The organism is Micromonospora sp. NPDC007208 (assembly GCF_042869175.1).
GTDB lineage: Bacteria > Actinomycetota > Actinomycetes > Mycobacteriales > Micromonosporaceae > Micromonospora > Micromonospora foliorum.
On sequence record NZ_JBIAFG010000002.1, the window covers coordinates 263,995 to 276,188 of the forward strand.

General features: G+C 71.8%; 12 protein-coding genes. 4 read left to right on the forward strand and 8 right to left on the reverse strand.

Annotated features, from left to right (window positions below; genetic code table 11):
- Nucleotides 1-127 precede the first annotated feature (127 nt).
- Nucleotides 128-763, forward strand: coding sequence for a hypothetical protein (locus ACFYL6_RS04680; protein ID WP_387167439.1), 636 nt, complete (start codon nt 128-130; stop codon nt 761-763).
- 5 nt (nt 764-768) lie between these two features.
- Here ACFYL6_RS04680 and ACFYL6_RS04685 read toward each other — a convergent pair whose 3' ends face one another.
- Nucleotides 769-1,137 (reverse strand): DUF4180 domain-containing protein, encoded by a 369-nt coding sequence (locus ACFYL6_RS04685; RefSeq protein WP_387167441.1) that lies wholly within the window; start codon nt 1,135-1,137, stop codon nt 769-771.
- On the reverse strand, nt 1,130-1,582 hold the full coding sequence (locus ACFYL6_RS04690; RefSeq protein WP_387167444.1) for a helix-turn-helix domain-containing protein: 453 nt from the start codon (nt 1,580-1,582) through the stop codon (nt 1,130-1,132). The genes ACFYL6_RS04685 and ACFYL6_RS04690 overlap by 8 nt, the downstream gene beginning before the upstream one ends.
- A 202-nt stretch (nt 1,583-1,784) precedes the next feature.
- Here ACFYL6_RS04690 and ACFYL6_RS04695 point away from each other — a divergent pair, with 202 nt between their 5' ends.
- Nucleotides 1,785-5,222 carry an ATP-binding protein gene (locus tag ACFYL6_RS04695; RefSeq protein WP_387167447.1) on the forward strand — a complete coding sequence of 1,146 codons (3,438 nt, stop codon included), beginning with the start codon at nt 1,785-1,787 and terminating at the stop codon, nt 5,220-5,222.
- A 114-nt stretch (nt 5,223-5,336) separates the two neighbouring features.
- Here the strand turns inward: ACFYL6_RS04695 and ACFYL6_RS04700 are convergent, their stop codons facing one another.
- Genes ACFYL6_RS04700 through ACFYL6_RS04710 form a run of 3 tightly spaced genes read right to left on the reverse strand, consistent with a single transcriptional unit; the run spans nt 5,337 to nt 7,786 of the window.
- Nucleotides 5,337-6,194, reverse strand: coding sequence for an ABC transporter permease (locus ACFYL6_RS04700; protein ID WP_387167450.1), 858 nt, complete (start codon nt 6,192-6,194; stop codon nt 5,337-5,339).
- Nucleotides 6,191-7,204, reverse strand: coding sequence for an ATP-binding cassette domain-containing protein (locus tag ACFYL6_RS04705; RefSeq protein ID WP_387167453.1), 1,014 nt, complete (start codon nt 7,202-7,204; stop codon nt 6,191-6,193). The genes ACFYL6_RS04700 and ACFYL6_RS04705 overlap by 4 nt, the downstream gene beginning before the upstream one ends.
- 27 nt (nt 7,205-7,231) lie before the next feature.
- A complete protein-coding gene (locus ACFYL6_RS04710) occupies nt 7,232-7,786 on the reverse strand; it encodes an NADPH-dependent FMN reductase (RefSeq protein ID WP_387167455.1) in 555 nt (184 codons plus the stop codon).
- A gap of 131 nt (nt 7,787-7,917) precedes the next feature.
- On the opposite strand from ACFYL6_RS04710, the gene ACFYL6_RS04715 reads away from it, so the two are divergent.
- A complete protein-coding gene (locus ACFYL6_RS04715) occupies nt 7,918-8,433 on the forward strand; it encodes a GNAT family N-acetyltransferase (protein ID WP_387167458.1) in 516 nt (171 codons plus the stop codon).
- A gap of 25 nt (nt 8,434-8,458) precedes the next feature.
- Here ACFYL6_RS04715 and ACFYL6_RS04720 read toward each other — a convergent pair whose 3' ends face one another.
- Entirely contained in the window at nt 8,459-9,445 is a 987-nt protein-coding gene (locus ACFYL6_RS04720; protein WP_387167461.1) for an aldo/keto reductase, read from the reverse strand.
- An 81-nt stretch (nt 9,446-9,526) separates the two neighbouring features.
- Nucleotides 9,527-10,279: an SDR family oxidoreductase gene (locus tag ACFYL6_RS04725; protein WP_387167464.1), complete on the reverse strand. Its 753-nt coding sequence runs from the start codon at nt 10,277-10,279 to the stop codon at nt 9,527-9,529.
- Nucleotides 10,280-10,381: 102 nt separating this feature from the next.
- Between ACFYL6_RS04725 and ACFYL6_RS04730 the strand changes: the two genes are divergently transcribed.
- Nucleotides 10,382-11,224 (forward strand): helix-turn-helix transcriptional regulator, encoded by an 843-nt coding sequence (locus ACFYL6_RS04730; protein ID WP_387167467.1) that lies wholly within the window; start codon nt 10,382-10,384, stop codon nt 11,222-11,224.
- A gap of 101 nt (nt 11,225-11,325) precedes the next feature.
- On the opposite strand, the gene ACFYL6_RS04735 is transcribed toward ACFYL6_RS04730, so the two are convergent.
- Nucleotides 11,326-12,177, reverse strand: a complete 852-nt coding sequence (locus tag ACFYL6_RS04735) for an aldo/keto reductase (protein WP_387167471.1) — start codon at nt 12,175-12,177, stop codon at nt 11,326-11,328.
- Between the last annotated feature and the right edge of the window lie 17 nt (nt 12,178-12,194).

A 12,194-nucleotide genomic window follows, 5' to 3' on the forward strand; every position in this document is an offset into this window, starting at 1 on the left:
TGCCCAGAAGACAGGCTCCCCTGCAATCGATACCGCGATTTGCCGTCGGCGGGCGGTGTGTGGAAGCGCCCGACCATAGCGTCCGAACCACGGAGTTCCGCGAGCGCGCGATCTGTGGGAGGCGACCATGCAGACGACCGAGGGTGTGGTGTTACCGGGCGAGCGGACCCCGGTCACCGTGAACGTCGACCGCTGGCGGGCGGGGCTTCCACCGGACGCGTGGCCCGAGGGCCTTCCGGCGAGCGGCGAGCTCTGGCGGCGCGACGTCTTCGCGGTGGCCGACGCGTACCGGGCGGGGTCCGCGAGCCCACGGCAACTACTGGCGGCCGTGCTGGTCTGGGCTTACGGCTCCATCGGGTACGGCCCGTGGCGCGCCGCCAGGTCGCTCGACGCCGATCCGAACGGCAAACGCCTGGCGTACGCGCTGGAGGAGGTGTCCACGCCAGCGCCCGACGAGGAGGCGCTGCGTACGGCGTACCGCCGCTTCCGCGACCCCGACGACGCCTGTCTGCCCTGGTTGGGGCCGGGCCTGTGCACGAAGGTCCTCTACTTCGTCGGCTACCGGCGCGGGGCGGGCGGGGTGCAGCCCCTGATCCTCGACCGTGTCGTGGCAGGCCAACTGCCCAGCGAGGCGGGTGTCGGCCGCCGCAACGGATGGTCCTCCGAAGAGTGGCTGGCCTACCTGCGCTGGGCGGCCGAGCAGGCTCGGGTCAGGGGCGTGGAGCCGGACGCGGTGGAGATGGCGGTCGTGCCCGACCGGTGAGGTGGCTACCGGGCGGCGCTCAGACGGGCGTCCAGCGCGTCGAGGTCCGGGACGAACCAGATCTGCCCGCCCTGGTTCGACTCGTGCACCAGGGCGCGCAACGCGGAACTCTCCGCGAGCTGCGCCGAGATGTCGCCGACGACGGCCAGCCGCACCCGGTAGTTGACGAACTTCTGCATCACGTCGCCGGCGAAGCGGGTGCCCAACGAGAAGAAGCGCTCGTCGAGCCGGTTGGCCGGCACGGCCACCACCTGGGCGCCGAGGAATGCCGCGCCGATCAGGTCCAGCGCGTCCTGCTCGGTGGCCACCGGCGGCCCCGCCGGGTCGCAGACCAGCACCGGCACTCCGGCGCGTTCCTGGATCTCGTCAGACATCGCGAACCTCCCGGTTGAGCAGGCCATTGTCGGCGTTGAGGACGGCGTCGAGCAGGTGCAGCAGTTCGGCGGTGGCGGCGGGGTCACCCAGGATGATGATCTTCATGCGGTGGCGTTCCGCGTCGTGCACCGTCTGCACCCGCAGCGGGTGAGCCTGGTCGTGGGCGGTGTTGGCACTGGTGAGCACCAGCGTGCCGAGCCGGTCGGCGGCGGCCCGGTCGACACCGTCGATCTGGACGATGCTCGACACCTCCGCCTGCCCAGTCAGGCGAGCGGCGGCCGGGGGCTGCCCGGTGAGGGCGTCGAGGTCGCTGGCGGCGATCCGGTACTGCTTGCCGATCCGCACGGCCCGGAGCCGGCCCGAGCGGATGTAGCCGCGCACGGTGCGTACGTGCAGGTTGAGCCGGTCGGCCACCTGCTCAACCGAATACATTTCTTCCTTCATCGTTCCCTATAATACTCGGAAGAGGAAGGTTAGGGAGTGATAGGGTCGACTCGTTGACGACATCAGCTCCAGAGGACCCGGGACCACCTGGACGGCGAGCACCGCGAGGTGCCGGGAAACTGGTCGAGGCCGCGGTGCGCGAAGGGGTTCGGCCGGTTAACCCGCCCGCGCTGTCGGACGGTTCCAGTACGGTCTGGGGACCATGGACGCGCTCGGCGACGCCATCATCGGGCGGGATCACCCCGCAGGCCTGCTGCGCGCCGAGTTGGATCGCGCCACCACCAGCCACGGCGGTCTCGTCCTGGTCGCCGGCGAGCCGGGCATCGGCAAGACGACCCTCGTCACGTCGGCGGCCCGGGAGGCCCGACAGCGCGGCGCGCTGGTGCTCGGCGCCGCCTGCTGGGATTCCGACAGCGCCCCCGGCTACTGGCCGTGGGTGCAGGTGCTGCGCGGCCTGCGGCGTTCCGCCGACGACTGGGCGGTGGCGCGGCAGTCCGCTGACCCGGCCCTCGCGGCCCTGCTCGGCCAATCCGGCGTCAGCGGGGAGCAGGCCGGCCGCCTCGTCAGTTGGTCCGGCGTCGACCCGGGCCCGGACGCCGCCGACCAGGAGGCGTTCGCGCTGTACGACGCGGTGACCGCCGCGCTGGTCGCCGTCTCCCAGCACCGGCCGGTCGTGGTCGTCCTCGACGACCTGCACTGGGCCGACCCGGCCTCACTGCGGTTGCTGAGCTTCGCCGCGCAGCACACCTGGTTCGAGCGGCTCCTGTTGATCGGCACCTACCGCGACGCCGAGGTCGAGTCGGGCGAGCACCCGCTGCGCCCGTTGCTGATGCCGCTGGTCGCGAAGGCCACCACGATCACGCTCACCGGTTTCACCCGCGACGAGGTGGCCGCACTGATGGCCCGGACCGCCGGCCGGGAGCCCGAGGCCGGCCTGGTCGACGAGGTGCACCGGCGCACCGGCGGCAACCCGTTCTTCGTCGAGCAGACCGCGCGACTCTGGCACGCCGACGACGCGGTCGGCACGATCGCACCCGGCGTACGGGAGGCGGTGCGCCGCCGCCTGGCCCAACTACCCGCCGCCGTGGTCGAGGCGCTCACCGTCGCCGCCGTGCTGGGTCGCGAGTTCCACCGTCAGGTCCTCGCGGCCTGCGCAGCCGCCCCGGCGGCACAGGTCGACCGGCTGCTCGACCGGGCGGTGACCGCCCGACTGGTGGTCGCCCGGGGCGGTGGCCGCTTCGCCTTCGCCCACGACCTGGTCCGCGAGACCCTCTACGACGGGCTGACCGACGACGACCGGCGGGCCCGCCACGGCGCTGTCGTCCGGGCGGTCGACGACCTGCGGGAGCTCACCGACCGGCTGATCCCGGCCGACCTCGCCCGGCACGCCTACCTGGCCGGCCCCGCGCTCGACCGGGCCCGGGTGGCCACGCTGCTGGTCGCCGCCGGCAGGGACGCGTTCGCCCGGCTGGCCGGCGACGAGGCGGCGGTGCACTTCCGCCGAGCCCTCGAGGTCGTCGAAGACCCGGCACAACGAGTGCGGATCCTGGTCGAGTTCGCCGAGTCGCACTACCACCACGCCCGCCGGGAAGAGGTCACGCGACTGCTGGCCGAGGCCGCCAGGCTGGCCCGTTCACTCGACGACCCGGTGCTGCTGGCCCGGGTCGCGCTCACCGTGAACCGCTCCCGCCAGGTGGAGACCGCCCAGTCGATCGAGGCGGCGGAGTTGGTGCGCGAGGCGTACCGCCGGTTGCTCGGCGAACCGGACGCCACCGCGACGGTCGGCGCCCTCGTCGCGGACCTAATCACCGCCAGCGAGACGATCGCCCGTCGAGGGCAGGACGACGAGGCGCTCACCTTCAGCCTCTGGGCCCGTCACGACACGACCTGGGGGCTCGGCACCGCCGCGACCCGAGCCGCGCTCACCGCCGAGATCCGGGACGTGGCCCGTCGGACGGGCGACCGGGAGACCGAGCTGTGGGCCACCTCGCTGCGCTGGGTGGCGCTGCTGGAGCTGGGCGACCCTCGCTTCGCCGAGGAGCTGACCACCTTCGTCGACGCCGAACGGCAGGACGACTTCGCCCGGCACCGGATGGCCGCGGCCGTCGACAGCGGGATCATCGCGGCGTTCCAGGGTGACTTCGCCACGGCCGACGAGCGGTTCGCCATCCTCACCGACCAGACCGACCCGGGCCACACCGAGTTCGGGTTCATGGGCCACCACCTTCGCTGGTCCCGACTGCTGCTCCAGGGCCGGGTCGCCGAGGCCGCCGCGCTGGTGGACGGGCTGGCCCCGATCGACTACCCCTACCGGGAGCTGCTGCGGGCGATCACCGCGGTCGAGCGGGGAGACGGCGAGACGGCGATCCGGCTGACCGCCGGCATCGAGGCCGCCGCCATCCGGTACCCGCGTCCGGTGTCACCGCTCTGGCTCCGGCTACGTGCGCAGGTCGCCGCCGCGTCCGCGGACCCGCAACGCTGCGACGCCGCGCGGGCCGCGCTCGCCCCGCACCGTGGAGAGTGGGCGGTGGGGCTCTTCGGCTGCGATATCAGTGGCCCCGTCGACCACTGGCTGGCGCTGATCGACGCCGCCCAGGAGCGCTGGGACGACGCCATCGCCGGCTTCACCGCCGCTCGAGACTCCGCCGACCGGCTGGGCTCCCGGCCCTGGTCGTTGCTCGCCCGCACCGGCCTCGCGAACGCCCTCGCCGGCCGAGGCCAGCCGGGCGACGCCGCGACGTCGACCGCGCTGCGCGCCGCAGCCGTCCAGGAGGCGACCGCTCTCGGCATGACGCAGGTGCTCCACCGGCTCGCCGCCCCGACAACCCCCGACGCCGACCGCCCGGTCCACTCCGTCGGGTCGGCCCAGGCTGCTGGGTCGGGCCAGGCCGTCGGCTCGGTCCAGGCTGCTGGGTCGGGCCAGGCCGTCGGCTCGGTCCAGGCTGCTGGGTCGGGCCAGGGTCTTGGGTCGGGTCAGGGTCTTGGGTCGGCCCAGGCTGTCGCATCGGTCCAGGCCGTCGCATCGGTCCACGCCGTCGGGTTGGGCCAGGCCGTCGCGCCCGGCCAGGCCGCGCCGGTCGCGGCTGCCGTCGAGGGGTACGAGTTTCGGCGCGACGGGCCGGTCTGGCAGCTCGCGTACGACGGTGTCGTGGTGCACCTGCCCGACGCCAAGGGCCTGCACGACCTGCACCTGCTGCTCAGCCGCCCGGGCAGCGACGTGCCGGCGGTCGAGTTGCTCGACCCGGCGGCCGGGCCGGAGCTGGTCGCCGCCCGCCGGATGGGTGCCGACCCGGTCCTCGACGACGAGGCGAAGGCCCGCTACCGGCGGCACCTGGCCCGCCTCGACGAGGAGATCGACCGGGCCGCCACACGCGACGACGAGCGGAAGGTGTCCAAGCTGGACGCCGAGCGGGTGGCGTTGCTCGACGAGCTGCGTGCCGCGGCAGGGCTGGCTGGCCGGAGCCGCCGCCTCGGCGACGAGGCCGAGCGGGCCCGCAAGACGGTGACCGCGCGGATCCGCGACACGCTCCGCAAGCTAGACGACCGACACCCGGCACTGGCGAGTCACCTGCGCGACGCCGTCTCCACCGGCACCACCTGCCGCTACCTGCCCCCGGCGCCGTTGCCCTGGAGGCTCTAACCCCACCCCAGCCCACCCCAGCCCTCCGCGATCTTGCACTTTCGGTCGTCGATTCAGGTGGATTTGCCACCCTTGTCGGGACAGTAAGTGCAAGATCGCGGGGGTGGGTGGGGGTTAGCGGCGGTTGTACTTGTACATGGTCAGGGTGCCGAAGACGAGTACGAAGCCGGCGCTCCAGAGCAGCAGCCACATCGTGGCCGACGGGTCCGACTCGCCGCTCATCGCGCCCCGGATCGCGGCCACCAGCTGCGTCACCGGGTTGACCTTCACGAACGCCTGGAGCCAGCCGGGCATGGTGCTCGGCTCGACGAAGACGTTGCTCAGGAACGTCAGCGGGAACAGCACCATCATGCTGACCCCCATCACCGACTTCTCGCTACGCAGGATCAGCCCGAAGAACGTCCACACCCAGGAGAACGCGAACGAGAAGACCACCAGCAGCCCGATCCCGGTGACGGCCCCGACCACCCCGCCCTCGGGGCGGAACCCGAGCACCAGCCCGAGGCCCAGGATCACCACGGCGGCGAGGATGTAGCGCAGTACGTCGCCGAAGATCATGCCGACCAGGGCGGCCGGGCGCCAGACGGGCAGCGTCCGGAACCGGTCGAAGATGCCCTTCTCGATGTCGGTGTTGAGGCCGACGCCGGTGTACATGGTGATCATGACGACGCTGGTCACCATGATGCCGGGCAGGAAGAACTGCAGGTATTCGCGTGGGCTGCCGGCGAGGGCGCCGCCGAACAGGTACGTGAACATCAGCACCATGATGATCGGGAACGCGGTCACGTCGAACAGTTGCTCCGGCACGTGCTTGATCTTCAGCATGGCCCGCCAGCCGAAGGTGAGCGACGCGCCCAGCGCGCTCGGCCGGGGCGGTCGGGCACCGGGCGCGAGCACGGTCGCCAGCGCCTCGGCCGACGGGACGTAGACCGACGGCGCCCGTTCGGTCGTGGTGGTCGTGGTGTCGCTCATCGGGCTGCCTCCAGCTCGTCGTCGCGCTCGTCGGCCGGCACGGCGGGGTGGTCGGTCAGGGCCAGGAAGACCTCGTCCAGGCTCGGCTGGCCGAGGGAGAAGTTGTCGACCACGATGCCGGCGCGGGCCAGGTCGCTGAGCACGCGAGCGGCCTGGGCACTGGCGTCGAGGTCGGTGCCGGCCTCACCGACGCGGGCGGTCAGCGCCGCCGGATCGGCGGCGAGCTGCACCGGTACGTCGAGCGCCTCCCGGAGCACCCGCTCCGCCTCGGTGCGCTGAGCGGGGTCGCGCAGTCGCAGGTGGACGGTGCCGGAGCCGATCGACGACTTCAACTCACCCGGGGTGCCCTCCGCGATCACCCGGCCGTGGTCGACGACCGCGATCCGCCCGGCGAGCTGGTCGGCCTCGTCGAGGTACTGGGTGGTCAGCAGCACCGTCGTGCCGTGCGACACCACCGCCCGGACGATCTCCCACACCTGGTTGCGGCTGCGCGGGTCGAGACCGGTCGTCGGCTCGTCGAGGAAGAGCAGGTCCGGGGTGTTCAGGATGCTGGCGGCGATGTCGATGCGTCGCCGCATCCCACCCGAGTACTTCTTCACCTGGCGGTCGCTCGCCTCGGTCAGACCGAACGCGGCCAACAGGGCCGCCGCGCGCTCCCGAGCGGCCGGCTTGCGCAGGCCGAGCAGGCGGGCGAGGAGCACCAGGTTCTCCGTGCCGGTCAGGTCCTCGTCGACCGAGGCGTACTGGCCGGTGAGGCTGACCCGGGAACGGACCTTGTCGGCCTCGGTGACCACGTCGTGCCCGAAGACCCGGGCCGAGCCGCCGTCGGGTCGCAGCAACGTGGCGAGCACCCGGACCGCGGTGGTCTTGCCCGCGCCGTTCGGGCCGAGCAGGCCGTAGACAGTGCCGGCGGGCACCTGGAGGTCGACGCCGGCCAGCGCCCGGGTGTCCCCGAACGAGCGGGTGAGCCCTTCGGCCTCGATGGCCAGACCGGTGGTGCGTCTACTCATGATCCTTACCTTTCGTGGTGGGCGTGTTCAGGAGACGTAGGGTCGAGCGGCCCGGCCCTCGCGCAGTGCCAGACCCCACCAGCGCAGCTGGTCGAGCAGGACGCCGACGTCGCGTTGCAGCTCGTCGGCGCACTGGGCGGTCGGCTCGCCGGCGAGCAGGTCGATTCCGACGACGTCGCGCACCGTCACCGCGTGCAGTGCGGTGAAGACCGTACGGAGCTGGTCGACCGCGTGCTGGCCGGTGGACCGACAGCCGTACGACACGAAGCCGACCGGTTTGGCCTGCCACTCGTCGTACGCGTAGTCGATGGCTTGTTTGAGGGGTGCCGGGAAGCTGTGGTTGTACTCGGGGGTGACCACGACGAACGCGTCCGCCCGGCCCACCTCGCGGACGAACGCCCGGATGGACGCGGTCGGCTCGGCGGGGTAGGTGGCCGGGAAGTCGTACTCGGTCAGGTCAACGACCGTCACCGCCAGGTCGTCGTGCCGCGTGGTCTGCTCGACGAACCAGTGGGCGAGGCGGTCGCCGACCCGCCCCTCTCGGGTGCTGCCGACGATCACGGCAATTCGCAACGGTGTCATGGCCACCCCCCTTCCACCCTGAAGGCGCGAGGTCACGACCGGCGCCCGCTAGATCGGATCTAGCGGGCGCGGTTTCGAGGCGGAATGTCGGTGGCATCGGCTTGACTGGGGTCGACGAACAGGGGAGCGGAATGGCACAGGTACGCATCGAGCCGTGGCACGAGGACGACCTCGACCTGCTGCGGCAGCTCAACTCACCGGACACCCGCAAGCACACCGGTGGCCCGGAGACCGACGAGCAGGTGCTCGCCCGGCACGACCGGTACGTGCACTTCTCGGGCACCGAGCAGGGCTGCATGTTCACGCTGGTGCTGCCGGACGGGGCACGGGCGGGCAGCGTCGGCTACTGGGCTCGCGAGTGGCGCGAGCAGCCGGTGTACGAGCTGGGCTGGGCGGTGCTGCCCGCGTACCGGGGGCAGGGGCTGGCGACCGCGGCGGTGCGCGCGGTGGTGGACGTGGCTCGCGCCCGACGGGACCGGCACTACGCCCACGCCTATCCCTCGGTCGACAACCCCGCCTCGAACGCGGTGTGCCGCAAGGCCGGGTTCACGTTGCTCGGCGAGACCGGCTTCGAATACCCGCCGGGGAAGATGATGCGGGCAAACGACTGGCAGCTCGACCTGACCGCCCCACCGACCGTGAGCTGAGGTCGGCGGGGCGGCTGGTGACAGGTCACCAGGTGGTGTCGAGGCGGTGCCGTTGCTCGGCGGTCAGCTCCAGGTCGACCGCTGCCAGACTCTCCTCCAGTTGCGCCACGGACGAGGCGCCCACCAGCGGAATGGACGGCAGCTCACCGCCCAGCAACCAGGCGAGCACCACCTGATTGACCGTCGCGCCGCTCTGCCCGGCCACCTCCCGCAGCGCGGCCAGTCGCCGGGGTGCGCTGGGCAGGTCGTACGCCGAGCTGAGCGGCTTGTCCGCCCGGGTGAACGCCCCCTTGAGCAGCGGCGAGTACGCCACCAGGGTCAGCTCCGGCTCGGCCCGCAGATAGCTGAGCAGGTCACCACTGACGCCGCCCGGTTCGCCGTCCGGGTCCAGTTCACTGATCAGGTCGGTGCGGTTCGGCAGGTAACTGCGGTGGTACTGGAGCACCTCGTACCCCGGCAGGCCGGCGGCGGCGGCCAACGCGCGGGCCCGCTCCACCCGCCAGGCCCGGTGGTTGCTGGCGCCCAGCAGACCCACAGTGCCCTCGGCGACCAGCTCGGCGAAGCCCTCCACGGTCTCCTGGAGCGGCACGGTCCGGTCCTCGATGTGCGCGTAGAGCAGGTCCAGCCGCTCCACCCCGAGCCGTTCCCGGCTGCGTTCCGCCGACTCGCGGATCACCTTGGCGGAGAGTCCCTCGGCGTTGTCCAGGTAGCTGGTCCCCGGGGCCAGTGGTCGGGCGCCCAGCTTGGTGGCGATGACGATCTCCGCGCCGACGCCCCGGCTGCGTCGCCACCGGCCGAGCAGCTCCTCACTCTGCCCGCCCTGCCCGCCGTCGATCCAGAACGCGTAGTTGTCCGACGTGTCGATGAACGTGCCACCGGCCTCGACGTACCGGTCGAGGATCGCGTACGAGGTGGCCTCGTCGGTGGCGCTGCCGAAGAGCATCGCACCGAGGCTGAGCACGCTGACCTCGCGCCGGGTCGCCGGGTCAGCGCCGATCGTGCGGTACCGCATGGGGGTCTCCTCTCGTGCGCCCTACCGGTGGGCGCACCTGTCACCCTGCCGGCTGGAGCGCACTCCAGGTCAAGCGTTCAGTCACCAGGGCAGCACGCCGTACCCACCGCCGGCGTCCATCTGGTAGCCCCACAGCAGCCCGTTCGGCCCGTCGGCCGGCAGGGTCGCCAGGTGCACGCTCACTTCGGCGCCCTGCTCGGCCGTGCGGAAGCCGCTGTTGCCGTTCAGGTCGGTGGCGCAGTAGCCCGGGTTCGCCGCGTTCACCTTGATCGGGGTGTCCCGCAGCTCCTTGGCGTACATCGCGGTGAGCATGTTCAGCGCCGCCTTCGACGACGGGTAGGGCACGGAGGTCAACTCGAACAGCGCGCCGTTCGGGTCGGTCATCACCGCGATCGAGCCGACCTCGCTGGACACGTTGACGATCCGGGCGGCCGGTGCCCGGCGCAGCAGCGGCAGCAGCGCGTTGGTCACCGTCACCACCCCGAAGACGTTCGTCTCGTACAGCCGGCGCAGCGTCGCCACTGTCGTCTCGCTGGGCAGCCCCCGTGCGCCGTCGGCGAGGACGATGCCGGCGTTGTTGATCAGCACGTCCAGCCGGCCGTACTCCGCCGCCACCCACTTCGCGGCGGCCGTCACGGACTCGGCGTCGGTGACGTCGAGCGGCACGAATGCCGCGTCCGCGCCGCTGTCGCGCAGCTCCCGCTCGGCTGCCCGTCCCCGCTCGGCGTCCCGCGCGCCCACCAGCACTGTCATCCCGAGGGCGCCGAGCTGCCGGGCGGTGGCGAGGCCGATCCCCTTGTTGGCCCCGGTGATCAGGGCGGTCATGTTCGTCATGCCGTCGAGCGTGTCCGTGCCGACGGCGTCCGAGGAGAGCCGGGCCGAGGCTGGGACCGGTGGTACCACCCTCGCCGGCCCGGCCCGAGGCATGCTGGGGGCATGACGAGCAGCGGCCTGCGGCGGGACGAACTGGCGGCGTTCCTGCGTACCCGCCGCGCCCGGCTGCGGCCCGCCGAGGTCGGGCTCCCCGAGGGCGAACGCCGACGGACCCCCGGGCTGCGCCGACAGGAGGTCGCCCAGCTCGCCGGGATGTCGATCGACTACTACATCCGGCTGGAGCAGGGCCGCGGGCCGCACCCGTCCCGGCAGGTCCTCGCGTCGATGGCCCGGGCGCTGCTGTTGAGTCGGGACGAGCGCGAGTATCTGTTCCGGATCGCCGGGGAGAATCCGCCGCCGACCGTGGGCCCGAGCCGGGAGGTGACGCCCGGACTGCGGCACCTGCTCGATGCCATGACCGAAACCCCGGCGTACCTCGTCGACGCCGCGTACCACGTGCTGGCCTGGAACCGCCTGGCCACGTACTTCGTGGGTGATCTCGCGGCCGTGCCGGACGCGGACCGCAACATGATCCGCTGGACGTTCCGGCAGCCGATGACCGAGGGCCACTGGACCGACCCGGACACCCGCCGGTTCGTGCAGAGCACGGTGGCGGACCTGCGCGCCGCCTACGGTCGCTACCCGGCCGACCCGGCGATCCGTGAGCTGGTCACCGAACTGCTCGGCACCTCGCCCCGGTTCGCCCAACTCTGGGCCGAACACGAGGTGGAGGAACGCCGTCCGGTGATCAAGCGGGTGCCGCATCCCCGCCTGGGCTCGTTGGAGTTCGAGTGCCGGGTGTTGCTGGTACCGGAGACCGAGCAGCGGCTGATCGTCTACGTCCCCGAGCCCGACTCGCCGACCCAGGCGGTGTTCCGCCGGATCGCCGAGCGCGTCGGCTCCTGACCTCGCCGAAAAGCGCTATACCTCACAGTCATATTTATGACTGTGAGGCATAGCGCTCACCGGAACATCACTCGCCGGCGGCCGTCGGCCGGCGGCTCAGGTCACTTGGGGACGTAGGCGAAGGTGTCCGGGTTCGGGCCCTGCCGGCCGGCCTCACCCTTGTCCAGTGCGGTGATCCGCTCCATCGCCGCGTCGTCCAGCTCGAAGTCGAAGATCCGGGTGTTCTCCTCGATCCGCTTCGGGGTGGTCGACTTCGGGAAGATGATGTCGCCGCGCTGCACGTGCCAGCGGAGCACCACCTGCGCCGGGGTCCGGTCGAGCTGCTCGGCGATGTCGACCACCGTCGGGTCGTCGAGCACCTTGCCCTGCGCGATGGGAGACCACGCCTCGGTGAGGATGTTGTGCGCACGGCCGTAGGCGCGGACCTCGTCGTTGCCGAAGTACGGGTGCGCCTCGATCTGGTTGACCACCGGCACGACGCTCGCCTCGTCGGCCAGCCGTTGCAGGTGCGACACCTGGAAGTTGGACACGCCGATCGAGCGGGCCCGGCCGTCGCGCTGGAACTCCTCCAGCACCTTCCAGGTCGAGACGTAGTCGCCGTCGTACAGGGTCGGCAGCGGCCAGTGGATCAGGAACAGGTCGATGTAGTCCATCTTCAGCGCCGCAAGCGTCGAGTCGAACGCCCTGCGGGCGTCGTCGGGGCGGTGGAAGGCGTTGTTCAGCTTGCTGGTCACGTAGACCGAGTTCCGGTCGAGGCCGGACACGCGTACCGCCTCGCCGACCTCGGCCTCGTTGCCGTACATCTCGGCGGTGTCGATGTGCCGGTAACCCACCTCGAACGCCGTGGTCACCGCCGCGACGGTGTCCTTCGGCTCGATCTGGAACACCCCGAAGCCGAGCTGCGGAATGGTGGTGCCGTCGTTCAGGCTGATGTCGGGAATCGTGAGTGCCACTGCGGCTCCTTCGCGTC